The following is a 25,104-nucleotide window of genomic DNA, read 5'->3' on the forward strand; positions in this document are numbered from 1 at the left end:
TGAGAGGGTTTCAGCAATGCCCGAAGCCGCAGTTGGGCCAGTGGCATTCGGCGCAGCCTAAGCACAGCCCGCCCTCGCCCAGCCGGGCAATGTCCTCGGCAGTGATGGGGTCGTCGGCCAGCAGGCGCGGCAGCAGCAGGTCAAAAATGGTGCGCTTGGCGTACATCACGCAGCCGGGCAGGCCGCACACCGGCACACCGTCCAGATAGCTCACAAGGAACATGGCACCCGGCAGCACCGGTGCGCCATAGGTGATGATCTCGGCACCGGTGTTCTTGATGGCAAGCGGCGTGCGGTCGTCGGGGTCTACGCTCATGCCGCCGGTGGTAAAGATCAGCTCGCAGCCTGCGGCTTTTGCTTCCAGAATGGCGGCGGTGATCCCGGCGGGGTCATCGTCGCAGGTTTTGTGATAGGTCATCTCGCAGCCGTATTCGGCCAGCTTGCCCACCAGAATGGGGGTGAATTTGTCCTCGATGCGTCCCTTGAATACCTCGCTGCCGGTGGTGATGACCGCAAACTTTTTCGGGTGGAAAGGCAGCACGTTCAGGATGGGCTCGCTGCCTGCCGCAGCCTGCATGGCATCCATCTTCTCCTGCTCGATCACCAGCGGGATGATGCGGGTGCCGGCCAGCTTCTGGCCCTTTTTCACGGGCAGGTCGCCGTGGATGGTAGCGATCATCATTTGGGGTGTGCGGTTCACGGCCAGCAGGGCGGCGCGGTCGATCTTCAAAAGACCGTCGCAGTCGGCAACCAGTTCGATCTTGCCTTCCTTCGGCTCAGTGCCGTGGATGTTGCGGCCCGCCGCTGCCTTGTACAAAAGGGCAGCGGCTTCGTCCTCGTGCAGGATGCCGGGGCGCTTCTCCCAGACATAGAGATTTTCTTTGCCAATGGAGAGCAACACGGGGATATCCTCCGGCTGGACGATGTGCCCTTTGCGGAAGCGTGCTCCCTTGAACTGGCCGGGAATGATCTGTGTAATGTCGTGGCAGAGCACCTGCCCGACAGCGTCTTCGGTACGGATGAGTTTCATGCAGAACCTCCGTTACAGGGACGGCATCTGGTTCTCGATCCAGTCTGCCAGAGCAGCAGGATCGTCCAGTGCAAAATCAGCGCCCGGCACATCGCCCACGATGGCCATGGGCTGGAACGCGGTGCCCACCGGGCTGACCGAGCTGCGCACCACCTCGATCTTGGCCCAGCCGCTGTCGCCAAAGCCTTCCAGCAGTACAAGGTCGTAGCCGTGGCGCTCGAACAAAGCCAGCAGGTCCTGCTCGTTCAGGCGGAACTGCTCGGTAAGCAGATAGCGCCCGGCAGTAAACACGGCCACACCCTCGGCACCGGCCTCATGCAGGCGGTCGGTCTCGGCGGGCAGGCGCAGATCGTCAGCCTCGCGGATCACACCCACCTTCAGCCCGCGGCTCTTGAGCACCGGCAGCAGCGCGGCCAGCAGAGCGGTCTTGCCGCTGCCTGCGGAACCGCTGACAGCCAGCACTGCCGGATGCTTGAAGCTCAGTTCGGCGGCAAGCGCCTGTTTTTGTTCACTGTACAAAAGTATCACCCTCCGTTTTATCCCATCGGCAAAAACTGCCGGTTCACTCCTCAATGCGCACAAAGCGCGGCTGCACTTTGCCGTCCCGCTCCACGGTCTCGCACCACATGGCGGCAGGACGCACCCAAAGCCCACGTTCCCCGTACAGGGCGCGGTACACCACCATTTCCTCTTCGGTCTCGCTGTGGCGGGCCATGCCCAGCACTTCGTATTCGTTGCCCTTGAAATGCCGGTAGCGGCCCGGCTGCACATGATATTTGAATGCTTCCATGTTATCCTCTTTTACACTGACACGCGGCATTCCGGTGCAGAATGCCATATTTATAATCAGTATAGCATATTTCAGCACGGCAAAAAAGTCTTTGGCAGGAAAGATGGAGAAAAAGGCGGCAGGCGGCGGCAAAAGCCGGGAGACAGAGTTGGGTGCTTGAACTGCCGCGCCACAGATGCTATACTGAAACGATAAGGGGATACCCCCCTGAAAAAGCTCTGAAGATAAAGGAAAAAGCCCTATGAGGATCGGACTTGTTGAATTTCTACTCATCCTTGCCATTGCGTCGCTCACCATCGGGCCGCAGGTGGCATTGTTCGTGGATCGCTGGATGCGCCGGGCAAACCGCGCCAATGCCCGCGCCGCCCGCCGCCGTGCCGAGTATGCGGCCCAGATGGCGGTGGAGCGGGACGCGCTGCTCAAGCGGTTCCGCACGGCCAGCACGGTGTTTGGCGTGTGCATCCTGCTGGCGCTGGTGTATGCACTGGTGTTCCGGCCCATCGATACGCCGCCCCAAGGCTACACCGCGCCGGATGTCCGGCAGGACACCGGTGCAGCACAGACGGCCCTTGCCGCCGATCATAAGGGAACGCTGGATCTGGGCGAATATCAGGGTGTGGACTGCATCCGCACACAGGACGGCCTTGTGTATGCCGCAGCATACGACGGCGCAGCCTTAAAAAAGCGCACGAGCGACCTTGTGCGCACCGACGGCGGACACGATGCGGCTATCCTTTCCGTGGACGGTGAGCTGACCGGTTTTGCCTTTGACGGCAGCGGGGACCTGTGGCTGAGCATTCTCACGCCCGGCGGCGGCAGCCTGTGCCGCGCCGCCCACGACAGCTGGGGCACGGCGGTGGAGCAGGTAGTGACCCAGATCGACGGTGCACCGCTGGGGGCTGTCTCAGCGGTGGAAGCCGCGCCGGACGGCAGGATCTACTTTGCGGTTGCTGCCGCTGCCGGTGCCGCGGACGGGCTGGAGAGCACTCTGCGCACCGAACTGCTGGCCCACACCGGCACGGGCTGCGTGTATGTATACGACCCGGCAGCACGCACGGTGCAGAAGGTGCTGGGCGGTGTGGCCGGTGCTTCCGGGCTGGCCCTGAGCCGGGACGGCAGCACGCTGTTCGTGGCTGACCTTGGGAACCGCTGTGTGTGGAGCGCTGCCGCCGATGCCCGCGACCTGACGGCGGGCGGTAAAAACTGCCAGAGCTTTGTTTCCGGCCTGCCGGGGTATCCCGGTGCGCTTGCTATGGATGCAGACGGCACCCTGTACATCGGCTACCGGTGGGCGCGCAGCAGCTGGCTGGAAAAGAACGCCGACAGCACCCTGCTGCGGGGCATTGCCCTGCGTGCAGGCCGGAATCTGCAGGAAAAGCTATTCAACCTGCCTGCCGATGCGCCCTGCGCGGAAGCTGTAGATACGGCAGACGGCAGCTGGAAGCGGACGGTCTCCAGCAAGGGTGCAGGCGGTGTGACAGCTCTGTGCCCGGTGGAGAGCAGGCTGTATCTCGGCCTTGCAGGCAGCGAAAAGGTGCGCAGTGCAAATCTTTGATCTTTGATAAAAACCGAGGTGTTTTTTATGACAGAAGAATTCAAAAAACAGATCGAGACGCAGGCCCGGCAGGCAGTGACCGAACTGCTGGCCGAAGCAAAGCTGAAAAAGGGCGATGTGTTCGTGGTGGGCTGCTCGTCCAGCGAGATCGTGGGCGGGCACATTGGCAAGGATTCCAGTCTGGAAGCCGCGCAGGCCGTGTACGCGGGCATTGCCCCAGTGCTGGCCGAAAACGGCATCTGGCTGGCCGCGCAGTGCTGTGAGCATCTGAACCGCGCTATTATCATCGAGCGCGAAGCCGCCGAAAAATACGGCTGGGAAGAGGTGTGCGTGGTGCCCCGCCCCCACGCAGGCGGCAGCTGGGCCACTACCTGCTGGAAGAAGTTCCGGGAGCCTGTGGCCGTGGAAGAGATCCGTGCCCATGCAGGCATTGATATCGGCGGCACCCTGATCGGGATGCATCTGAAGCGGGTGGCGGTGCCGGTGCGGCTGAGCCTTTCCAAAATTGGTGAAGCGAACATTCTGTGCGCCCGCACCCGCCCGAAGCTCATCGGCGGCGAACGCGCCAAGTATACCGAGGAGGACTGAGCATCGTGGCAGAAAAGAATCTGGAACAGATGCAGGAGGCCGTGGCAGAGATCCGGGAAAAGATGGCAGCCGCGGCCCGTGAAGCAGGCCGCGACCCGGCAGCGGTGCAGCTGTGCGCCGCCTGCAAGACCCGCACGGCGCAGACCGTGGCTGCAAGCGCAGCCCTGCCCATTGATGTGTTCGGTGAGAACCATGTGCAGGAGTTGTGCGCAAACTTTGACGCAGGTGCTTACTGCGGCAAGCCCAGCCACTTTATCGGCCATCTGCAGACCAACAAGATCAAAAAGGTGCTGGGCCGTGCCAGCCTCATCCAAAGCGTGGACAGTGAGCATCTGCTGAACACCATCGAGAAGGAAGCAGCCAAGGCCGGCATCGTGCAGAACGTGCTGCTGGAGGTGAACATCGGCGGCGAGGAGAGCAAGACCGGCGTAGCACCGGAAGCGCTCTGGCCGCTGCTGGATGCTGCTGCCGCACAGGAGCACATCCGGGTCAAGGGGCTGATGGCCATTCCGCCCGTGAACGACGACGATGCCCGCAACCGCCGCTATCTGGCCGAGGTGTACAAGCTGTTTGTGCAGGCCGGAGAGCGCGGCTATTCCAACGTGTCCATGGAGACCCTCTCCATGGGCATGAGCGGCGACTTTGAAAACGCCATCCGGGAGGGTGCCACCCTTGTGCGCATCGGCACCGCCATCTACGGCGAGCGGGATTACAGTAAAAAAGTGTAAAAATAAAAACGGCCTCGCCCTCTCAGTCATCGCTGCGCGATGCCAGATTCCCCTTTTTGTCACCTGCGGTGACATCTTCCCCCGGCCGGGGGAAGTCTTTCCTCAAAGTGGGAGCCTTTGGCAGTCCACGCAAACTTCATCTCTTTGCCAAGGGCTCTCCCTTTGGGAGAGCTGGCAAATCCGAAGGATTTGACTGAGAGGGCGAGCCCACTGAAAAGTATCTGAAACATCCTGAATCGTAAAGGCCTAAAGAAACCAAAAAACGGAGGAACCATGTCAAAAACCAAAATCAACGACCCCGGGGCGCACCACGCAGGCAGCGGTGCGCTGATCCGGCGTTTTCTGCCCTATCTGGCAAAGTACAAAATGACCCTGTTTCTGGACCTGTTCTGTGCGGCGCTGACCACCCTGTGTGACATCGTGCTGCCTAAGATCATGAGCACTATCACCAACGCCGCCATGGGCGTGGGCATCACTCTGACGGCGGGCATCGTGCTGCGGCTGGCAGCACTCTATTTTGTGCTGCGCATCATCGACGGTGCAGCCAGCTATTACATGTCCAGCATCGGTCATATCATGGGCGTGCACATCGAGACGGATATGCGCCGCGATGCCTTTGACCACCTGCTCAAGCTGGACCACACCTACTACAACAACACCAAGGTAGGCACCATCATGGGCCGCATCACCAACGACCTGTTCGATGTGACCGAGTTTGCCCACCACTGCCCGGAGGAATTTTTCATTGCGGCCATCAAGATCGTGGTGTCCTTTATTATCCTGTGCCGGGCCAGTGTGCCGCTGACGCTGGCGGTGTTCGCCTGCGTGCCGCTGATGGGCGTGGTGTCCGTTTACCTGAACGGACGGCTGCGGGCGCGGTTCCGCCAGCAGCGCGTGCAGATCGGCGAGCTGAACTCCACCATCGAGGACAGCCTGCTGGGGCAGGGTGTCGTGAAGGCCTTTGCCGCCGAGGATGAGGAACGCGAGAAGTTTGCAAAGGGCAACAGGGATTTTGAGCAGATCAAGACCCTCGGCTACTACGCCATGGGTGCCTTCAACACCTCCACCCGCCTGTTCGACGGCCTGATGTATCTGGTGGTCATTCTGGCAGGCGGCCTCTCGCTGGTGTACGGCAGGATCACCGCCGGTGACATGGTGGCCTATATGCTGTACGTCACCACCCTTATTGCCACCATCCGCCGCATCGTGGAGTTTGCCGAGCAGTTCCAGCGCGGCATGACCGGCATCGAGCGCTTTGCCGAGATCATGGACACCCCTGTGACCATCGGCGACGCCCCGGACGCGGTGCCGCTGCAGCCCGGCCCCGGTGACATCCGGTTTGAAAACGTCAGCTTTGAGTACCCGGACGACCACAACAAGGTGCTGCACAACGTCAGCTTGGATATCCGGCCGGGCGAACGGCTGGCGCTGGTCGGCCCTTCGGGCGGCGGCAAGACCACCCTGTGCAACCTCATCCCCCGCTTCTACGAGGTGACCAGCGGCCGCATCCTGATCGATGGGCAGGACATCCGCCATGTCACCCTGAAAAGCCTGCGGCAGGATATCGGCATCGTGCAGCAGGACGTGTATCTGTTCAGCGGCACGGTGGCCCAGAACATCGCCTACGGCAAGCCCGGCGCCACCCGCGAAGAGATCATGGAAGCGGCGCGTCTGGCCGGGGCGGAAAAGTTCATTTTGGCCCTGAAGGATGGCTTTGATACCTATGTGGGTGAGCGCGGTGTCAAGCTCTCCGGCGGACAGAAGCAGCGCATCGCCATTGCGCGGGTGTTCCTGAAGAACCCGCCCATCCTCATTCTGGACGAGGCCACCAGCGCGCTGGACAACGAAAGCGAGATCCTGGTGGGCCAGAGCCTTGAAAAGCTGGCCCATGGCCGCACCACCCTGACCATCGCCCACCGCCTGACCACCATCAAGGACTACGACCGCATCCTTGTGCTGGGCGAAGAGGGCATCGTGGAGTCCGGCACCCATGACCAGCTGCTGGCAAAGCAGGGCGTCTACTACCGCCTGTGGAACCAGCTGCCGGGGGAAGATACACTGTAAAAAAGCACACATACAAAAAAGCTCTGCCGCAAGCACGGCAGAGCTTTTTGCGTACAGAGGGATCATTCGCCCACGATCAGGCGCACAGAACCATAGATACCGGCATCGTTGCCGAGGATGGCGGGCACGATGGGGGTCTCACGGCAGGACTTGAAGGCATAGACCTTGAAATGCTCCCGCAGCGGGGCAAACAGCACATCACCGGCGCGGGATACGCCGCCGCCCACCATGAACATCTCCGGGTCCACGGTGGCGGCAATGGTCGCCAGCGCCATGCCAAGGGTATCGGTCATCTCGTCCACCTCGCGGGCGGCAAGGGCGTCGCCATTGCGGGCGGCATCAAACACGTCCTTGGCGGCAAACTCGGTGCCGCGCAGGGTGCAGGGGGTGTCCGGGTTCTCGTCCAGCAGCTTCTTCATGCAGCGCACAACGCCCGTAGCACTGGAATACTGCTCCAGACATCCGTGCTTGCCGCAGCCGCAGGCGGCGGTCTCGTGGCGGTCCACCGTGATGTGGCCGATCTCGCCGCCGGCACCGTGGGTGCCATCGATGACCTTGCCGTTGACGATGACGCCGCCGCCCACGCCGGTGCCCAGCGTGACCATGACTGCGCTGCGGCAGCCCTTGGCTGCACCCATCCAGATCTCGCCCAGAGCAGCCACGTTGGCGTCATTGCCCACAAGGACCCGGATGCCGCCCAGCATGGTGCTCAGCTCTTCGGCTACATTATGCTTGCCCCAGCCGCCGAGGTTTGCGCAGATGATGGGCACGATGCGGCTGTCCAGAACAGGGCCGGGCACGCCCACGCCCACGCCCTCTACCTGCTCAGCGGCAAGGCCTTTTTCCTGCATCTTGCCCTGCACGGCAGCGGCCAGATTTTTCAGAATGTGCTCACCGGCGTTGGAGGTGTCGGTGGGAACTTCCCACTTTTCCAGCAGTTCGCCGGTGGTCTTGAACAGGCCGATCTTAGCGGTGGTGCCGCCCAGATCGATGCCGAATGCGTATTCTTTCATGTTTCATTTACCCCTTTTTGACGGCCAGCGGCCGCAGTATTTCGCGTGTTCCAGTATACCACACCTACCCGCAAAAGAGCAGTGCCGCTGCGGATTTTCATGCAAACAGACGGAAAATGCAGTGGATGTTTGGCACAATTGCCAGTGCTCACCGCACGGTGTTGGTCAGGCTGCCAATGCCGTCGATCTCACAGCGCACCGTGTCGCCGGGCTTCAAAAACTGCGGCGGGTCCATGCCCATGCCCACGCCTGCCGGGGTGCCGGTGGCAATGATGGTGCCGGCCTTCAGGGTCATGCCCTGCGTCAGCTCGTGGATCACGTGGTCGATATCAAAGATCTGCAGGCCGGTGTTCGAGTCCTGCCGCTTTTCGCCGTTGACAAAGCTGCGGATGCCGAGCTTGGGCGGGTAGGTGTCGAATTCGTCTGCGGTAACGATGCAGGGGCCGATGGGCGTGAAGCCGTCCAGACTTTTGCCGAAATACCACTGCTTGTGGGCGGTCTGCACATCGCGGGCGGAAACGTCGTTCAGGATGGTGTAGCCGAACACATAGTCTTTTGTCTGCCCGGCGGGCACATCCCTGGCATCTTTGCCCAGGACCACAGCCAGCTCGCATTCGTAGTCCAGCTTCTGCACAAGGTCAGTGTGAGCTTCAATAAAGCCGCCGTCCGGCACAGCGCGGGAAACGCGCTTGGAAAAATAAATGGCATCCTGATGTTTGGTTGCAAAGGCATCGGCAGAGTATTTCTCCGCTTCGTCCGAGTGGGCCATGTAGTTGATGCCAAGGCACACCACATCCTGCGCCGGGCAGGGAATAGGGCTTTGCAGCTGCACGGCATCCACGGGCAGGGCCGGGATGCCCGCAATGGCAAGCTGCAGGCCTGCCCGCACCTGCGGGGTCAGAAAGGGGATGGCATCGGACAAGGTTTCATAGGAAAGGCCCAGCCAGCTCAGCGGCCAGATCTGTGTGCCGTCGGCAGAAAGAATGGCCGGATCTTCCACGCCGTCCGGCAGGCGGCAGGTGACAAAACGCATTTCAGTTTCCTCCCTCAGTGGCGGTAGGCGATGGCGTTCTGGATGCGGTCGGCCTCAGCCTGCCCGGCCAGCTGGCGCACCAGCTCCAGCGCAAAGGGGATGGCACCGCCCAGACCGTAGCTGGTGGTGATATTGCCGTCCACTACCACTTCGGTATCCAGCACCTCGGCACCGGCCAATTTGTCTTGGAAGCCGGCATGCGCCGTGGCTTTTCTGCCCTCCAGCAGGCCGAGAGATGCCAGCACGCTGGGTGCTGCGCAGATGGCAGCTACCTTTTTGCCGCTCTTTGCAAAGGAAACGCAGGTGTCGGTAACGGTCTTGTTGGCGGCAAGGTTCGGGGTGCCGGGGATGCCGCCGGGCAGCACCACTATGTCCACATCCGAATAATCCACCTCTTCGGCCAGTGCGTCGGCGGTGATATGCACCTTGTGGCTGCTCACGATCTCACGGCTGCCGGATGCGCTGGCCACGGTCACCTCCACCTTGGCGCGGCGCAGCAGATCGACCACCAGCAGGGCTTCACATTCCTCGGTGCCCTCGGCAAAAAATACAACAGCTTTGCTCATAAAAATCAAACCTCCCTGATTTCTGATGAAGACGGCGCATCTGCGCCGCATGAGGAAAAACGATAGAAGTACCCCGCTGGCGTGGGGACTTCTGCCTTCCCGGTTGAATGATAAAAGCCGCATACCGCACGGGCGGCACGCGGCATGGTTTGTGTGGAAGTTCAGTTTTGATCGTCGGCAGCTTTTTCCGCTTCCAGCAAGGCGCGTAACACGCTGTCGTTGGCACTCAGCACCCGGCTTACCCGGCTGATGATGGCGCTGGATGCACCGGTCTTATCCATGATCTCGGTGTAGATGCGCTTGTCCACCAGCATTTCGGCAATGTTGTAGCGCTGCTCCATTGCGCTCAGCTCGGAATAGCTGCACACATCCTGTAAAAAACGGTAGCACTGTTCCGGGGTCTTGAGCTGCAAAAATGCCTGATACAGACCGGACTGGCCGGTAGGATGATCTTTTGCCATGTTGTTCTCCTTTTTTGCAGATGCCGCCCACAGGCAGACACTTTATTACACTACACCAGTGTAGTACAAACGGGGAGAAATTTCAATAGCATTTGCGGCTTTTTAGCCCAGCGTGTGCTCAAATACCACTTCGTCCCGGGGGACGGTGCCGTTTTCCTGCTCGGCGGGCTTTAAATTGCGGTAGCGCAGGGCCTTGAAGAACTGCTGCACCGGCAGGGCCTTGGCGTGCACGGTGCACCACACACGGCCCTTGCCCTCGCCGCGGGCCAGCCGCTCGCAGGAGAGCACGATGTCCCGGCCCAGTGCCTTGCCGCGGTATTCGGGCTTGAGGTACAGGTGCATCAGGTGCAGGGCGGTGTTCTCCATCTTCCACGCAAAGTAGCCGATGGTTTTGCCGCCCAGAACGACCAGAAAATAGTTCACATCGTTGTCGATGTCTGCTTCGATGGCGTCTGCGCTCTGCAGCTCTTCCACAAGGGTGTCCAGCTGCTTTGCGGGATAGTAGCGCTTGTACACCTCGTGCCAGAGTTCACTGGCAAGGTCGGCGGTGGCGTGGATATATTTGGCCTTGGCGACCAGCTTGTAATCAGGCTTCATAGTTCTCCTTATACTTTTACGATATAATCCGGCTTGCGGGGGGCGGCGGGCTTGGGGTCTGCAGCAGGATAGCCCAGAATGCAGTGGCCGACGCCGACCCAATCGCCCTCGATGCCCCACTGCCGGAGCAGGGCCTTGCCCTCGTCGGATTCAAACTCTTCCTTTGCGCGGTTGATCCAGCAGCTGCCCAGCCCCAGCGAGGCCGCGGCCAGCATCAGATTGCCCATGACAAGGCTGCCGTCCTGCACGGCATTTTTGGAACCGGCATCGGCCAGCACTACCAGAATGGTAGGAGCGCCGTACATAGGGTCGGTGTCCTTGCCCATGACAGCGGCGTTCATGCGGGTGAGCTGGGCGCGGGTGGCAGCGTCCTGCACCACCACGATCTTTGCGCTCTGGCGGCCCATGGCGCTGGCAGCGTAGGTGCCGGCTTCCAGCACGGCATTCAGCTCTTCGTCGGTGATCTGCTCCGGCTTATAGGCACGGCAGCTGCGGCGGCTTTTAATGGTTTCCAAGGTTTCGTTGGTCATTCCAAATCCCTCCCTAAAAGCATGTGCCTTTATTGTATCACAAGACAGGCCGGAGTGTAAAGAAATTCCCTGCAGAGACGGTTTTGTTGCGCGTAAACGTTATCGTTGCGGGAATCATGTCAAAATGCACAATAAAACGTAAAAAGATTATGGAAAAGCATTCTTGCTGCCAAAGGACAAATACGCTATAATAGGGCTACCAAACTGGAAAGGAGTCGTGCTCTATGGCAAAGGCATCACAGGCAGTCATTCTGGAAAATGAATTTTATATCATCAAAGCCCCCAATGGAAAGGTACTGGAAGTAAAGAACTTCAACACCGAGAACGGCGCGGCCATCCAGCTGTGGAGCTATGCAGGCCATCCGTGGCAGCAGTGGCAGTTCGTGGATGCAGGCGAGGGCCGCTGGCGCATCTGCAACCGCTTTACCGGCAAGATGATGGATCTGGCCCTTGGCGGTGTGGTGGAGGGCACATGGCTGCACCAGTGGGACCGCACCAGCGGGCTGAGTCAGTGCTGGGCGCTGGAGCCCACCCGCAGCGGGCGCACCCGCATCCGCAATGTGCTGGCGGATAAATACATCGACCTTGTGGGTATGAACACCTCCAACGGCGCACAGGCCCAGATCTGGAACTTTGTGGCCGGCGGCAATCAGGAGTGGACGCTGGAACGCATCGATCCGGACACCGCCCAGAGCGGCCGCCGCGCTGAGGAGGCCAAAGACCCGCAGCCCACGCCCAGCCAGCGCAAGCATCAGAACGACCTTGTGCGCAAGCTGAACAATGCGGGCAAGGGAAGAGCAAGCCGGAAGGGGCAATGATTTTAAATTGCCGCCGCGTTGCTCTGGCATATTCAGAGGAAAAAGTTATTTTTGGTTTGCACCCCCGGCAAAGCCTGCGGGCTTTGCCGGGGGTGTTTTTTCACGGGAGAGGCCGCAGCGAAAAACGGCATTTTCCACAAAAACAAGATCAAAAGGAGAACTCAATGAATCTAGGAGCCTTCATGAACCCGGAATTTCCCATTTTCAGCACCACGCTGTGTTATCTGGAACGGGACGATGCCTACCTGATGCTGCACCGCATCAAAAAGCAGGACGACTACAACCACGACAAATGGATCGGCGTGGGCGGAAAGTTTGAGCGGTTTGAAAGCCCGGAGGACTGCCTGCTGCGGGAAGTGAAGGAGGAGACCGGCCTGACGCTGAAGCGCTTCCGCGCCCGGGGCCTGCTGACCTTTATTTGGGGCAACATGACCGAGTTCATCCACCTGTACACCGCTGATGAATGGACGGGCGAGATGGTGCAGGGCGATGCCTGCAGGGAAGGCGTACTGGAATGGGTGCCGAAGGATAAGGCAGCTGAACTGCCCATCTGGGAGGGCGACAAAATCTTCTTCCGGCTGCTGAATGAGGAACGGCCTTATTTCTCCCTCAAGCTGGTGTATGAAGGCGACACCCTCACGCAGGCAGTGCTGGACGGGAAACGAATCGTTTGAGCTCCATCTGCTGTGCGACAGCTGCAGGTTGACGGTAGCAAAAGGCTGTTCACCGCCCGGCCCCTTATCGTGAAAAGGCAACGCCGGAATGACCGCAGTCATTCCGGCGTTGCTATATATAAAAATATTTTTCTGCTGATATTGTCAGAGCGAAGCGGAGACAATTCTAAAAGTTAGTTCAGCTTCAGATCGCCCTCTTTGATCCAGCCCAGCTTGCGCTCGATCTCGCAGAAGATCACACTCAGCACGGCGGGCAGAACAAAGCACAGCAGCACCATGGCAGCCCAGTCCATCGGGGTGATGGCGGCTTTAGTACCGGCGGCAATATCGCTGACCCAGCCGGTGTACACGCCGATCTGGCCTACCAGACCGCAGGTGCCCATGCCGGAGGACACGGCGGCACCGTTCATCTCAAAGTGGAACACGCAGGTGGCCAGCGGGCCGGTGATGGCACTGGCCAGTGTGGGCGCGATCCAGATACGGGGGTTCTTGACGATGTTGCCCATCTGCAGCATGCTGGTGCCAAGGCCCTGACTGACCAGACCGCCCACGCCGTTCTCCTTGTAGCTCATCACGGCAAAGCCGATCATCTGGGCGCAGCAGCCTGCCACGGCGGCACCGCCGGCAAGGCCGGTCAGACCCAGCGCGGCGCAGATGGCGGCAGAGGAAATGGGCAGGGTCAGCGCCACGCCCACAATGACGGATACCAGAATGCCCATGACCAGCGGAGCCTGTTCGGTGGCCCACATGATCAGGGTGCCCACCTGACTTGCAGCAGCGCCAATGGGTGCGGCGATCAGCATGGAAAGGCCCACGCCGGAAAAAATGGTCACCAGCGGGGTCACGAGGATGTCCACGCGGGTCTCCTTGCTCACGGCCTTGCCCAGCTCGGAAGCCACGATGGCAATGATGAGCACGGCCAGCGGGCCGCCTGCGCCGCCCAGAGCATTGGCCGAGTAGCCTACGGTGATCAGGCTGAACAGCACCAGCGGCGGGCAGTGCAGCGCCCAGCCAATGGCGCAGGCCATGGCCGGGCCGCTCATGGCCGTGGCGTAGCCGCCAAGGTCTACCAGCACGTCAAGGCCGGTCTGCTGACCCAGCGTCTTGATGATGGTGCCAATCAGCAGGCTGGCAAACAGGCCCTGCGCCATGGCACCCAGCGCTTCAATGAGATAGCGCTGCGGGGTGATGACGATATCCTTGCGTTTTAAGAAATCTTTCACATTTGACATGAGAAACTGCCTTTCTGTTTCAAGATGGTGGATTCAATGCAAAAACTGCATGTCAAGTATAATACCATACACATGTCAAGACAGCAAGACAAAATGCTGATTTTGCTGGAAATATCTGCAATTTTTGGCTTTGTGCAATGTTTTTGCGGGCTGAGACGTATCTATTTTGGAGCATTTTCTGATACCGGGGCGGCAGCTTTTCGGAGCTGCGCTTTGCAGTGTGCGGCAATTGACGGGGGCTTGCCCGCGGGTGTATACTGAAAGAGTATTGAGAAGATGAAACGCCGCCCTTTTTGTGAAGGGCGGCATCCCGATAAAAATGCATGAGGTTTGGAGCACAGCATGAAAAAAACGTTCTGGAATAAACTGACTGCCCGCGGCACCCGCGGCAAAACGCGGTGCGCAGCGGCAGTTCTGGCATTGGCAATGACCTTTTCAATGGGCGCACCGCTGGCACTGGCTGCACAGCCGGAAGAAAGTACCGCGGCAGTGACCGAGACTATTTCTGCACAGCAGGAAACGGCAATGCCCACCCTGCAGACGGAGACCCCGGAGCTTGCTGCACAGGACCCGGAAGCGCCGCCTGTACAGGCCACTGAAGCGGAGGAGAACAGCACGAACCAGCACACGCCGGAAAACAGCGTGGTGCTGACACCGGAAGAGATCCGTGCCGCGCTGGATGCCGGTGCCATGGATGCCGCCGAGGCCCAGTGCATCGACCTGAGCGATGAGAACGGATTTTTCAGCTGGCTGCTCAATTTCCTGTTCGGCTGGCTGGGCAAGAGCGATACGGAGCCGGTCTATTCCGGCTGGCGCACCTCCGGCGGCAAGACCTACTACTACAGCCAGACCACCAACAAGCCGGTGACCGGCATCCAGTGCATCGACAATAAACTCTATTACTTCAATGCGGACGGTGTGCTGGAAAATGGCAAGACCTTTGGTGTGGATGTTTCCAAGTATCAGAAGAACATCGACTGGAACCAGATCAAAAAGGCAGGCGTGAGCTTTGTGATCGTCCGCATCGGCTACCGCGGCTATGGTGCTTCCGGCACGCTGGTGCTGGACCCCATGTTCGAGGAGCATTTCACCAATGTGAAGAATGCGGGCCTGAAGGTGGGCGTGTATTTCTTCAGTCAGGCCACCACCGAGGAGGAAGCCAAGGAGGAAGCCTTTGCCTGCGCCTACGTACTGAACGGACGCAAGCTGGATTACCCCATCTTCTTTGACACCGAAGCATCCGGCGCTTCCAATGGTTCCGGCCGCGCCGACGGTCTGGGTATGGAGGACCGCACCAAGTGCGCCATCGCCTTCTGTGAGGAGGTCAAGGCACAGGGCTACAAACCCGGTGTGTATGCCTCTACCCTGTGGTACCGCAAGCGTGTCAATCTGAACAGCCTGAAAAAATATACCATCTGGAACGCACATTATGGTGTTGCCAGCAGCCCCATCGACTGCGCCCTGTGGCAGGGCACCTGCACGGCACGCCTGCCCGGCTATAAGGGCGATATGGACGTGAACATCAGCTACATCGGATAAGTGAGGAAACTGCAATGGACCGCATTCGCCTGATCGCATCGGACATGGACGCGACCCTTCTGGACGAGTACAGCCAGTTGCCGCCAAAGTTTACCGAGACCATCCGTGCACTGGCCGGGCATGGCATCTTGTTTGCCGCCGCCAGCGGGCGGCCTCTGTACACACTGGAAACGATGTTCCCGGATCTGCTGGAGGAGATCATTCTCATTGGCGACAACGGCGGCGCTGCTCGCTGGAAGGGGAAAGACCTGTTTGTGTCCGAAATGCCTGCCGAGGGCTGGCGGCAGCTGGCCCGCAGCACAAAGCAGGCCGGAGACGTGGGACTTTTGTGCGGACTGCAGGCGGCCTACGCGGAAAAGCAGGACGAGAAATACGATAAAGTTTTCAAGAATTTTTATACCCGGGTGGAATACGTGGATGACCTGACTGCGGTGGAAGCGGCGGCGGATAAGTTTACCGTCTATCTGCCCAACGACGACTCGCAGAAAGCCTTCGACCGGATCTACGGCGCATTCCACACCGGAAATGGCGGTGCATTCTCGGTGGCAGTGGCAGGCAGAAACTGGGTGGACGTGATGAACCCAGGCGTGCACAAGGGTGCAGCACTGGCAAAGGTGGGTGCACTGCTGGGCATTCCGGCCGACAGCATGATGGCCTTTGGTGACACCTACAACGATGCCGAGATGCTCACCACCGCGAAGTACGGCTTTTTGATGGAGAACGGCAGCGGACCGCTGCGGGCGCAGGTGTCGTTCCTGGCACCGTCCCACCGGGAATACGGCGTGATGCAGGTGCTGAAACAGGTGCTCCGCCAGAACGGCGAAGTCTCGCCGGAGGATTTTGTAAAAGCGCACGGAGACGTGACGATTTAGAATTGTCTCCGCTTCACTCTGACAATAATAGAGGAAATAATTATTTTTAGTATTGCAAATCAGCCAGACCTGCGGGTCTGGCTGATTTGCTTTTTCACGGGAAGGGGACGTAACGGGTAGCGGTATTTTGCTGCTGTCGGTTTGCAGCCGTCGTGCAGCAGAAAAAATGCATTTTCCGGCAGCGACTCTTTTTGTAAAAATGCGTTTGGAGCGGCCCGCAGGCCACTCCAAACGCGAAAACAAAATAATATTTCCGCTGAATATGCCCAGAGTGAAACGGTGGGCATTTTAAATCGTCATAACCTGCCCGAACTCTGAATAAATTGTTCTCAGAGCAATAAACAGGCTGGGGAGGCATGGGGATATGTTTGTAGTTACACTGAGCAAAACGAGCCTGAAAAAACTGGGTCTGGGTGCCATGTGCTGCGCACTGGTGGTGGGCAGTGCTCTGCTGGGCCGGTTCATCAGCAACCGCACCGTTGCGGTCTCGGCGGCGGTGAACAAAATTGAGAGTGCACAGGACATCCAGACATGGTTCACCGGCTACGGTCTGGATGTGGACGGCGCATCCATCACGGCAGACAAGGTCAAGATCCCCCGCAAGTGGGATGACAGCTTTTCGGCCTTCAACGGGGTGGTGCAGCAGAGCGGCATGGACCTTGCACGCTACAAGGGCAAGACCGTGGAAAAATGGACGGCGCTGATCCCGGCGGCAAGCAGCGGAGAGACCAGCCGCTACGGCGTGCTGTTGGTGTACCGCAAAAAGGCCGTGGGAGCTTACCTGCTGGAACGGCCCTCCGGCGTTGTGGTGGGCCTGAAAGACATGCAGGCCGCCATGGCGGAAGCTGAGGCAAAGCAGACTTCCGGCGAGGACTACGAGGGCGACTGGGGTGAGCGCCACGACGAAGAGCTGACCGGCAGCGAACCGGCCCAGCAGACCTCCGGCGAGGACTACAGCGGCGATTGGGGCGAACGCCATGACGAGGAATTGACCGCCCAGCAGACCTCCGGTGAGCCGGATGCCGTGCCGCAGGCTGTGCCTTATACGGAACTGCCGCTGGATGCCGAGGGATATCCGGTGGAATAAGCACCGGAACGACCTGCCAAAGCCGGAAACGACCGGGAACAGCTTCGGGTTTTGATGCAAAATCAGGCCGCAATTTGCCTAAAATTTGCACACAAGCAGAAGAAAAAGTGAAATGCGTGCATTTTTGTCACATTTGTATGTTCAATTGTACCAAAATTTTGCATAAAAAATTAGCAATATGAAATGGTGAAAAATTCCCGGCAAGGGTTTATAATAGATGTATCAACCGTGCCGCGGCTCGGCCGCGTCTGGTGCAAGTGCAGAAGCGCCGCACGGGATCAAGTAAGGAGAAAATGATTATGAAGGAATTCCAGTATACCGTTAAGGATGCATGCGGCATCCACGCTCGTCCCGCCGGCCTGCTCGTCAAGACCGTCAAGGGCTTTGCCAGCAGCGCTACCCTGGAAAAGGACGGCAAGAGCTGCGATATGCGCAAGCTGATGGCTCTGATGGGCATGGGTGTAAAGCAGGGTGAGACCGTTACCGTCAAGGTCGAGGGCGACGACGAGGAAGCTGCTGCAGCAGCCATCCAGAAGTTCCTGACCGAGAACGTCTGATTCCGCAGTTAAGATGAGGAAGGCCCTCGCGGGTGAGCTGCGGGGGCTTTTTTGGACTGTCGGAGCAGTGCGGCCCCGGCACAGATGAAGAAGGAGTAGTGTGCAATGCAGGTAGGCACCGGTAAGAGCATCCTGAATGGCATCGCCATCGGCAAGCTCAAGATCTACAAGAAAAAGGATACTGCCATTTCTGCCGCAGAGGTAGCGGATACCGCAGCGGAAGTGGCGCGTTTTGAAGAAGCGCAGCAGAAGGCCATTGAGCAGCAGACTGCGCTGTATGAAAAGGCACTGGCAGAGGCTGGCGAGGACATCGCCGAGGTGTTCAACATCCACGCCATGATGCTGGAAGACGACGACTTTGTGGATGCCATCAAGGAGATCATCAACAGCCAGAAAAAGTGTGCCGAGTACGCCGTCAAGACGGCAGGCAACAATCAGGCTGCGGTGTTCGCCGCCATGGATGACCCGTATCTGCAGGCCCGCAGTGCAGATGTCATCGATATCGCACAGGCCATTCTGGACATCCTGCAGGGGGTGGACAACGCCAGCCTGCAGGGCACCGAGCCCAGCATTCTGGTCGCGGAGGATCTGGCCCCGTCTGAGACCGTCCGCATGGATAAGAGCCTGCTGCTGGGCTTTATCACCCGTGAGGGCAGCTCCAACAGCCACACCGCCATTCTGGCCCGCAGCATGAACATCCCTGCCCTGATCCAGTGCAAGGATATTCAGGACGACTGGGACGGCAAGATGGCGGTCATCGATGGCTACAACGCCTGCGTTTACGTTGACCCCACCCCCGACCTGCTCAAGAGCCTGAAGAAGCGCCAGCAGGAAGATCAGAAGAAGCAGGCCCTGCTGCAGGAGCTGAAGGGCAAGCCCAACACCACGCTGGACGGCAAGACCATCAATGTCTTTGCCAACATCGGCGGCATGAGCGATGTGGGTGCTGTGCAGCAGAACGATGCTGGCGGTGTGGGCCTGTTCCGCACTGAGTTCGTCTACCTGAACTGCAAGGACTTCCCCACCGAGGACTACCAGTTCGAGGCCTACAAGCAGGTGGTGGAGAGTCTGGCTCCCCGCAAGGTGGTTGTCCGTACCTGTGACATCGGTGCCGATAAGACCGTCGATTACATGAAGCTGGATCACGAGGATAACCCCGCTCTGGGCTACCGCGCCATCCGCATCTGCCTGACCCGCAGGGACTTCTTCAAGACCCAGCTGCGCGCTCTGCTGCGTGCTTCTGCCTACGGCAACATGAGCATCATGTTCCCCATGATCACCAGCCTGCGGGAGCTGCAGGATGCCAAGGCTGTTCTGGAAGAGTGCCGCGCAGAACTGACCGCCGAGGGCGTGAAGATGGGCCAGAACATCGAGGTGGGCACCATGATCGAGACCCCCGCCGCTGTGCTGATTGCGGACGAGCTGGCTGCCGAGTGCGACTTCTTCTCCATCGGCACCAACGACCTGACCCAGTACACCTGTGCGCTGGACCGCCAGAATGCAAAGCTGGAGCCGTTCTTCAACCCGCACCATCCCGCTGTGCTGCGCGCCATCAAGATGACCATTGAGGCGGGCCACCGCCACGGCATCTGGGTGGGCATCTGCGGTGAGCTGGGTGCCGACACCGCCCTGACCGAGACCTTCCTGCGCATGGGCGTGGACGAGCTGTCCATGAATGCCAAGAGCATCCTGCCGGTGCGCAAGATCATCCGCAGCGTGGACCTGAGCAAGCCTTCTGAGAAGTAATTCATCCGAGAATCCCGGTTTACCGTTCCCATAAAGCTCCCCGGCAGGGCATCCCGCTCTGCCGGGGTCTTTCTATACCGGGCAAAAGTTTTCGGAAAATACTTTAAAACGATAAAGCGAAATGCTATACTATAAGCGATGACAGGGTATGCAGGTGTCCAGCGCTGCCCATGGAGGACCGTTATGACTCAGTTTTTGATCCGTCTTTTCATTCGCCAGCCCGACCGTGCGCAGGAACCTAAGGTGCGCGCCGCCTATGGCAACCTTGCCTGCTGGGTGGGTATGGCGTGCAACCTGCTGCTGTGTCTGGGCAAGCTGACCGTGGGCACCCTGTTCGGCTCCATTGCCATCATGGCAGATGCCCTGAACAACCTGTCGGACGCCTCGTCCAACGTGGTCAGTCTGGTGGGCTTCAAGCTGGCCGCCAAGGCCCCGGACGCAGAGCACCCCTTCGGCCATGCCCGGTATGAATATCTGGCGGGGCTGGCAGTCAGCGTGACCATTCTCGGCATCGGCTTTTCGCTGCTGAAGGAATCGGTGGTCAAGGTGCTGCACCCCACCCCGGTGATGTTCAGCTGGCTCACGGTGGCAGTGCTGGCGGCGTCCATCCTCGTCAAGCTGTGGATGAGCGGCTTCAACCGCACCATCGGGCGCATCATCGGCTCCGAGACCCTCATTGCCACTGCTGCCGACAGCCGCAACGATGTGCTGAGCACCGGCGCGGTGCTCATTGCGGCGGTGCTGTGCCGCGTGACCGGCTGGGATGTGCTGGACGGCCTGATGGGTGTAGGCGTGGCGGCGTTCATCCTGATCTCCGGCTGGGGCCTTGTGATGGATACGCTCAGCCCGCTGCTGGGCGAAAGCCCCAGCGAGGATCTGGTGGACCACATCGAGCAGAAGGTGCTCTCCTATCCCGGCGTGCTGGGGATGCATGATTTGATGGTGCACGACTACGGCCCGGGACACCAGTTCGCCTCCCTGCATGTGGAGCTGCCCGCCGAGCAGGACCCGCTGGAGGCACACGACCTGATCGACAACATCGAACGGGACTTCTTTAAAAACGACAACCTCATGGTGACCATCCACTACGATCCCATCGTCACCTCGGACGCCGCAGTGGGGGTGCTGCGTGCCCGCCTGACCGAAAAGCTGCGTCAGATGGACCCGGAGCTTTCGCTGCACGATCTGCGCATCGTGCCGGGCAGAACCCACACCAATGTGCTGTTCGATCTGGTGCTGCCGGCAGGCTATGCAGGGGATAAGGTAGAGCTGCTGACTCAGCTGGAACAGTTCATCAAGGAACAGGATGCAGCCTACAGCTGCATCATCAAGGTGGAGCAGAGCTATACGGCTGCCCACAAATAAACTCTCGGGGGAAAGTATTATGCTGAACGAGACTTATCGCGCGATGCTCGGCAATAAGAGCGTCATCCGCGAGACCTTTATGTACGGCAAGCAGCGTGCTGCCGAGATCGGATATGAGAACGTGTTCGATTACTCGCTGGGCAACCCCAGCGTGCCCTGCCCGCAGGAGTTCACTGCCGCTATGCAGGATCTGCTGGCCAACGAAGAGCCGGTAAATCTGCACGGCTACTGCCCCAGTCAGGGTGACCCGGGCTTCCGCACCGATGTGGCAGCGCACCTGACAAAGACCTTTGGCCTGCCCTATGAGCAGAAGCACATCTTCCCCACCACCGGTGCGGCGGGTGCCATTGCCCATGCCATCCGTGCGGTCACGCAGCCCGGCGACGAGGTGCTCACCTTTGCGCCCTACTTCCCGGAGTACGGCCCCTATGTGGCGGGCACCGGGGCAGTCCTCAAGGTGGTGCCGCCGCAGGCACCGACCTTCCAGCCCAATCTGGACGCATTCGAGCAGATGATCGGCGAAAAGACCACCTGTGTGCTCATCAACACCCCCAATAACCCCACCGGCGTGGTCTACTCTGCCGGGACGCTCACCCGCATGGCCGAGATCCTGACCGAGAAGAGCAAGGCTTTTGGCCACAACATCTTCCTCGTCAGCGATGAACCCTACCGGGATATCGCATTCGACGGCAAAAAGGTGCCCTACCCGGCGGCGTTCTACCCCCACACTCTCACCTGCTTCTCCTATTCCAAGAGCCTGAGCCTGCCCGGCGAGCGCCTTGGCTATGTGGCGGTGCGTCCGGGCTGTGAGGGCGAGGATGTGCTGGTGGACATGATGGCCCAGATCTCCCGCTTCACCGGCCACAACTGCCCGCCCAGCATCATTCAGCGGGCCGTGAGCCGCTGTCAGGATGTGACCAGTGATCTGAGTGTGTATGAGACCAACATGAACCTGCTGTACGATAAGCTCACCACGCTGGGCTTTGAGGTGGAGCGCCCCGGCGGTACCTTCTACATCTTCCCCAAGGCTCTGGAAGAGGATGCCAACGCCTTCTGCATGAAGGCCCGGGAGTTTGACCTGCTGCTGGTGCCCAGCGACAGCTTCGGTGTCAAGGGCTATGTGCGCCTTGCCTACTGCATCGATACCGAAAAGGTCAAGCGCAGCCTGCCGGCCCTTGAAAAGCTGGCAGCCGCTTACCGCAAATAAACATTCTGCCGAACTGCCCGCGCGGCATCTGGCAGTGCAGCGCGGCTGGAAAAACGATCCAAAGAGAGGAAAGGGAACCCTGCTATGGAAAAGATCAAAATGACCACGCCCCTCGTCGAGATGGACGGCGACGAAATGACCCGTATTCTGTGGAAGATGATCAAGGACGAACTGATCCTTCCGTTTGTGGACCTCAAGACCGAATATTACGATCTGGGCCTGCCCAACCGCGACGCTACCGCCGACAAGGTGACCATGGATGCCGCCCTTGCCAACAAGAAGTACGGCGTTTCGGTCAAGTGCGCCACCATCACTCCAAATGCCCAGCGCATGGACGAGTACAAGCTGCATGAGATGTGGAAAAGCCCCAACGGCACCATCCGCGCGGTGCTGGACGGCACCGTGTTCCGCGCACCCATCATGATCGACAGCATCAAGCCGGTGGTCAAAAACTGGAAAAAGCCCATCACCATTGCCCGCCACGCCTACGGCGATGTGTACAAGTGCACCGAGTTTCGCATCCCGGGTGCAGGCAAGGCTGAACTGGTGTTCACCGGTGCCGATGGCTCTGAGCAGCGCGCCACCGTGTTTGACTTTGAGGGCGCTGGCGTTCTGCAGGGCCAGTACAACAAGGATGATTCCATCCGCAGCTTTGCCCGCAGCTGCTTCAACTACGCACTGGATGTGAAGCAGGATCTGTGGTTCGGCGCAAAGGATACCATCTCCAAGAAGTACGACCACACCTTCAAGGATATCTTCCAGGAGGTGTACGACGCCGAGTATAAGGCAAAGTTCGAGGCCGCAGGCATCACCTACTTCTACAGCCTCATTGACGATATCGTTGCCCGCGTCATTCGCAGCGAGGGCGGCTTTGTCTGGGCCTGCAAGAACTACGACGGTGACGTAATGAGCGATATGGTCTCCACCGCCTTTGGCTCTCTGGCAATGATGACCAGCGTGTTGGTCAGCCCGGACGGCAAATACGAGTTCGAGGCCGCCCACGGCACCGTCACCCGCCATTACTATAAGTACCTGAAGGGCGAAAAGACCTCCACTAACCCCATGGCTACCATCTTTGCGTGGTCTGGCGCGTTCAAGAAGCGCGGTGAACTGGACGGCCTGCCGGAGCTGGTGAAGTTTGGCGAGGCACTGGAAGCCGCCAGCCTGCAGACCCTGAACGACGGCATCATGACGAAAGACCTGTGCGGTCTGGCTGAGGGCATCACCCCCACCGCTGTGGACAGCGAGGGCTTTATCAAGGCCATCCGCACCCGTCTGGAAGCCAAGATGGCATAATCATCTCTTTGTGACATAAAAAGAAAGACCGGAACTGTAAGTGTGACCTACAGCTCCGGTCTTTTTCGTTAAAATGATGCGAACGAGCCTTGAATGTACCCGACAAAGAATGCAATAAATGTGCTGATGAGAATGCAGCCGAGCCACAAAAGGTCTGCGAGAAGCCGTTTGCCGGTCAACTGCTGGATGGTCTTTGAATAATCCAAAGCAAACCACAGCATGGCAGCAGAAAACAGAATGGAGCTCCAATGAAGCCGAAAAGACAGCACCATGCTGAGAAGCACATAATTGATAAGCGTGTAAAAAATACTTCGCAAAAGAAGTTCTGGGAGAGCAGAATACTTCTTTTTCATAAAAGCTCCTTTCGGGATTTATAAATGCAGTGCATCCAATACTTCGTTTACGACCTCCAACGATACCTGCCCCGGTGCACTGGCCTGCCCGGGATTGGCAAAGGTCATGGCGGAGCCAAGGGCTTCGCCGGAAAGGCGGCTCACCGCGCCCAGAGCTCCCATGCTCATGGTAATGATGGGAGTCTCCGGATGCCGGTCGGCCATTTCAGCGGTGGCAGCCAGAAGCTCCAGCACGTCGGCACGGCTCTGGGGCATCACAGCCAGTTTGGGCAGATCAGCCCCGGACCGCTGCATGGCAACCATACGACTCACCAGTTCGGCGCGCGACGGCGTTTTATGGAAGTCGTGGCTGGAACACACCACTGCAGCCCCGGCGGTGTGGGCTTCTTCGATCAGCGCAGGAAGCTCTGCGCCTGCGGTGAAAAATTCAATGTCGATCAGATCGGCGCAGTCGGTGGCAAGAACGGTGCGGATAAAATGAAGATACTCTTCGTGGGCCAGAGCGACTTTGCCGCCCTCGGCCTTTGTGCGGAAGGTGAAAAGAAGAAGCTGATCCTTTAAGGCAACGCGAAGCTTTGCGGCGCAGTGCACGATGGCCGGAAGGTCTTTTGCGCCTTCAAAGCAATCGATGCGCCATTCCACACAATCGGCGCGCAATGTGGAAAACTCGGCAGCTTTTTCAAGAACGGCGGTTTCCGTGGGCTCTACAATAGGAATAATAACTTTGGGGCGGCCCTCGCCGATGCAGCAGCCGCGGATGTTGACACAGGACATGGCGCTTCTCCTTTATGTAATAAGTATAGCTACCTTATACAGGATACGGGGATAACTCCATAATACGTTCTACCCGCCGCCTTGTCAAGAAAAAGGCACGTCCTGTAACGGGTGAAAAACAGGGGGATTCTTTATTCTGCAAAGAAATTGGAAAAAATCTGTCAAAAAGTGTTGACAAGGAGGCAGGGGTGTGGTATTATACTTGAGCGCCAAGCGCTGAGGCAAAAGAATGACTTCCGAAGTCTCAGCAGGAAGCCCTTGAAAAGAACCAATAGACGTCAAGAAAGACCGGTTTGTTCCGAGAAACTTCAAGACATCCAAGTTCAGAAAGTTCAAAAGCTTCTAAAAAATAAGGCTTGACAAAAAACCACTTCAGTGGTAAAATAAACAGGTCGTCAGCCGCAAGGCTGAGGCGCTACAGGACCTTGAAAATTGAACAATATCGAAAAACTTGTAAGGAACCTTTTAAGTGTTTGGAAAAACACTAAAAACAATTCCAAAGGTAATTCACACAGGACGCAAGCGATTGCGTGCTGAGCGAACAAGATTTAACACTTTTAAGTGATAAATATCATTTATAAAGAGTTTGATCCTGGCTCAGGACGAACGCTGGCGGCGCGCCTAACACA

The 25,104-nt window shown here is 58.8% G+C and carries 26 protein-coding genes; 14 read left to right on the forward strand and 12 right to left on the reverse strand.

Going from position 1 to position 25,104, the window contains the following annotated elements; translation table 11 throughout:
* Positions 1-10 precede the first annotated feature (10 nt).
* Genes J3348_RS09305 through J3348_RS09315 form a run of 3 tightly spaced genes read right to left on the reverse strand, consistent with a single transcriptional unit; the run spans position 11 to position 1,820 of the window.
* The gene (locus J3348_RS09305; protein ID WP_207698832.1) at positions 11-1,030 is read right to left on the reverse strand and encodes a molybdopterin-binding protein; all 1,020 of its coding nucleotides are present in this window, start codon (positions 1,028-1,030) and stop codon (positions 11-13) included.
* A gap of 12 nt (positions 1,031-1,042) precedes the next feature.
* Positions 1,043-1,558, reverse strand: coding sequence for a molybdopterin-guanine dinucleotide biosynthesis protein MobB (locus tag J3348_RS09310; protein ID WP_223388288.1), 516 nt, complete (start codon positions 1,556-1,558; stop codon positions 1,043-1,045).
* A 34-nt stretch (positions 1,559-1,592) separates the two neighbouring features.
* Positions 1,593-1,820 carry a DUF1653 domain-containing protein gene (locus tag J3348_RS09315; RefSeq protein WP_154256597.1) on the reverse strand — a complete coding sequence of 76 codons (228 nt, stop codon included), beginning with the start codon at positions 1,818-1,820 and terminating at the stop codon, positions 1,593-1,595.
* A gap of 241 nt (positions 1,821-2,061) precedes the next feature.
* Here J3348_RS09315 and J3348_RS09320 point away from each other — a divergent pair, with 241 nt between their 5' ends.
* The 4 genes from J3348_RS09320 to J3348_RS09335 all read left to right on the forward strand — a co-directional run bounded on the left by J3348_RS09320 (position 2,062) and on the right by J3348_RS09335 (position 6,755).
* On the forward strand, positions 2,062-3,375 hold the full coding sequence (locus tag J3348_RS09320; protein WP_207698833.1) for an SMP-30/gluconolactonase/LRE family protein: 1,314 nt from the start codon (positions 2,062-2,064) through the stop codon (positions 3,373-3,375).
* Positions 3,376-3,402: 27 nt separating this feature from the next.
* Entirely contained in the window at positions 3,403-3,963 is a 561-nt protein-coding gene (locus tag J3348_RS09325; protein WP_005937663.1) for a TIGR01440 family protein, read from the forward strand.
* A 5-nt stretch (positions 3,964-3,968) separates the two neighbouring features.
* Complete coding sequence (locus tag J3348_RS09330; protein WP_207698834.1) at positions 3,969-4,691, forward strand: YggS family pyridoxal phosphate-dependent enzyme; 723 nt, start codon at positions 3,969-3,971, stop codon at positions 4,689-4,691.
* Positions 4,692-4,964: 273 nt separating this feature from the next.
* A complete protein-coding gene (locus J3348_RS09335) occupies positions 4,965-6,755 on the forward strand; it encodes an ABC transporter ATP-binding protein (RefSeq protein WP_207698835.1) in 1,791 nt (596 codons plus the stop codon).
* 62 nt (positions 6,756-6,817) lie between these two features.
* On the opposite strand, the gene J3348_RS09340 is transcribed toward J3348_RS09335, so the two are convergent.
* The 6 genes from J3348_RS09340 to J3348_RS09365 form a co-directional block, all read right to left on the reverse strand.
* Positions 6,818-7,768 carry an ROK family glucokinase gene (locus J3348_RS09340; RefSeq protein WP_207698836.1) on the reverse strand — a complete coding sequence of 317 codons (951 nt, stop codon included), beginning with the start codon at positions 7,766-7,768 and terminating at the stop codon, positions 6,818-6,820.
* Between the two features lie 148 nt (positions 7,769-7,916).
* On the reverse strand, positions 7,917-8,801 hold the full coding sequence (locus J3348_RS09345; RefSeq protein ID WP_207698837.1) for a fumarylacetoacetate hydrolase family protein: 885 nt from the start codon (positions 8,799-8,801) through the stop codon (positions 7,917-7,919).
* A gap of 14 nt (positions 8,802-8,815) precedes the next feature.
* The gene (locus J3348_RS09350) at positions 8,816-9,367 is read right to left on the reverse strand and encodes a DJ-1 family glyoxalase III (protein WP_154260631.1); all 552 of its coding nucleotides are present in this window, start codon (positions 9,365-9,367) and stop codon (positions 8,816-8,818) included.
* Positions 9,368-9,528: 161 nt separating this feature from the next.
* The gene (locus tag J3348_RS09355) at positions 9,529-9,828 is read right to left on the reverse strand and encodes a YerC/YecD family TrpR-related protein (RefSeq protein WP_005937644.1); all 300 of its coding nucleotides are present in this window, start codon (positions 9,826-9,828) and stop codon (positions 9,529-9,531) included.
* Between the two features lie 102 nt (positions 9,829-9,930).
* A complete protein-coding gene (locus tag J3348_RS09360; protein WP_005937642.1) occupies positions 9,931-10,425 on the reverse strand; it encodes a GNAT family N-acetyltransferase in 495 nt (164 codons plus the stop codon).
* Positions 10,426-10,433: 8 nt separating this feature from the next.
* Positions 10,434-10,955, reverse strand: coding sequence for a nitroreductase (locus tag J3348_RS09365; RefSeq protein ID WP_097774276.1), 522 nt, complete (start codon positions 10,953-10,955; stop codon positions 10,434-10,436).
* Positions 10,956-11,179: 224 nt separating this feature from the next.
* Between J3348_RS09365 and J3348_RS09370 the strand changes: the two genes are divergently transcribed.
* Positions 11,180-11,773 carry an RICIN domain-containing protein gene (locus J3348_RS09370; protein WP_097781238.1) on the forward strand — a complete coding sequence of 198 codons (594 nt, stop codon included), beginning with the start codon at positions 11,180-11,182 and terminating at the stop codon, positions 11,771-11,773.
* Between the two features lie 164 nt (positions 11,774-11,937).
* Positions 11,938-12,447 carry an 8-oxo-dGTP diphosphatase gene (locus tag J3348_RS09375; RefSeq protein WP_044953245.1) on the forward strand — a complete coding sequence of 170 codons (510 nt, stop codon included), beginning with the start codon at positions 11,938-11,940 and terminating at the stop codon, positions 12,445-12,447.
* Between the two features lie 173 nt (positions 12,448-12,620).
* Here J3348_RS09375 and J3348_RS09380 read toward each other — a convergent pair whose 3' ends face one another.
* On the reverse strand, positions 12,621-13,679 hold the full coding sequence (locus J3348_RS09380; RefSeq protein ID WP_005937634.1) for a PTS sugar transporter subunit IIC: 1,059 nt from the start codon (positions 13,677-13,679) through the stop codon (positions 12,621-12,623).
* A gap of 342 nt (positions 13,680-14,021) precedes the next feature.
* Here J3348_RS09380 and J3348_RS09385 point away from each other — a divergent pair, with 342 nt between their 5' ends.
* The 8 genes from J3348_RS09385 (at position 14,022) to J3348_RS09420 (ending at position 23,348) form a co-directional block, all read left to right on the forward strand.
* Positions 14,022-15,218, forward strand: a complete 1,197-nt coding sequence (locus J3348_RS09385; RefSeq protein WP_242702932.1) for a GH25 family lysozyme — start codon at positions 14,022-14,024, stop codon at positions 15,216-15,218.
* Positions 15,219-15,232: 14 nt separating this feature from the next.
* Complete coding sequence (locus tag J3348_RS09390) at positions 15,233-16,090, forward strand: HAD-IIB family hydrolase (RefSeq protein ID WP_207698839.1); 858 nt, start codon at positions 15,233-15,235, stop codon at positions 16,088-16,090.
* 364 nt (positions 16,091-16,454) lie between these two features.
* On the forward strand, positions 16,455-17,177 hold the full coding sequence (locus J3348_RS09395; RefSeq protein WP_005937622.1) for a DUF4830 domain-containing protein: 723 nt from the start codon (positions 16,455-16,457) through the stop codon (positions 17,175-17,177).
* A gap of 293 nt (positions 17,178-17,470) precedes the next feature.
* Entirely contained in the window at positions 17,471-17,734 is a 264-nt protein-coding gene (locus tag J3348_RS09400; protein WP_005937619.1) for an HPr family phosphocarrier protein, read from the forward strand.
* Positions 17,735-17,839: 105 nt separating this feature from the next.
* The gene (ptsP, locus tag J3348_RS09405) at positions 17,840-19,480 is read left to right on the forward strand and encodes a phosphoenolpyruvate--protein phosphotransferase (RefSeq protein WP_207698840.1); all 1,641 of its coding nucleotides are present in this window, start codon (positions 17,840-17,842) and stop codon (positions 19,478-19,480) included.
* Positions 19,481-19,663: 183 nt separating this feature from the next.
* Entirely contained in the window at positions 19,664-20,845 is a 1,182-nt protein-coding gene (locus tag J3348_RS09410; RefSeq protein WP_207698841.1) for a cation diffusion facilitator family transporter, read from the forward strand.
* A gap of 19 nt (positions 20,846-20,864) precedes the next feature.
* Positions 20,865-22,052, forward strand: coding sequence for a pyridoxal phosphate-dependent aminotransferase (locus J3348_RS09415; protein WP_207698842.1), 1,188 nt, complete (start codon positions 20,865-20,867; stop codon positions 22,050-22,052).
* An 84-nt stretch (positions 22,053-22,136) separates the two neighbouring features.
* Entirely contained in the window at positions 22,137-23,348 is a 1,212-nt protein-coding gene (locus tag J3348_RS09420; protein ID WP_207698843.1) for an NADP-dependent isocitrate dehydrogenase, read from the forward strand.
* A gap of 68 nt (positions 23,349-23,416) precedes the next feature.
* Here J3348_RS09420 and J3348_RS09425 read toward each other — a convergent pair whose 3' ends face one another.
* Both J3348_RS09425 and aroD read right to left on the reverse strand, forming a co-directional pair.
* Positions 23,417-23,701, reverse strand: a complete 285-nt coding sequence (locus tag J3348_RS09425; protein ID WP_005937604.1) for a hypothetical protein — start codon at positions 23,699-23,701, stop codon at positions 23,417-23,419.
* Between the two features lie 18 nt (positions 23,702-23,719).
* Positions 23,720-24,475: a type I 3-dehydroquinate dehydratase gene (gene aroD, locus J3348_RS09430; RefSeq protein WP_207698844.1), complete on the reverse strand. Its 756-nt coding sequence runs from the start codon at positions 24,473-24,475 to the stop codon at positions 23,720-23,722.
* Between the last annotated feature and the right edge of the window lie 629 nt (positions 24,476-25,104).

The sequence above is a fragment of the Faecalibacterium sp. Marseille-Q4896 genome, from assembly GCF_017377615.1.
GTDB lineage: Bacteria > Bacillota > Clostridia > Oscillospirales > Ruminococcaceae > Faecalibacterium > Faecalibacterium taiwanense.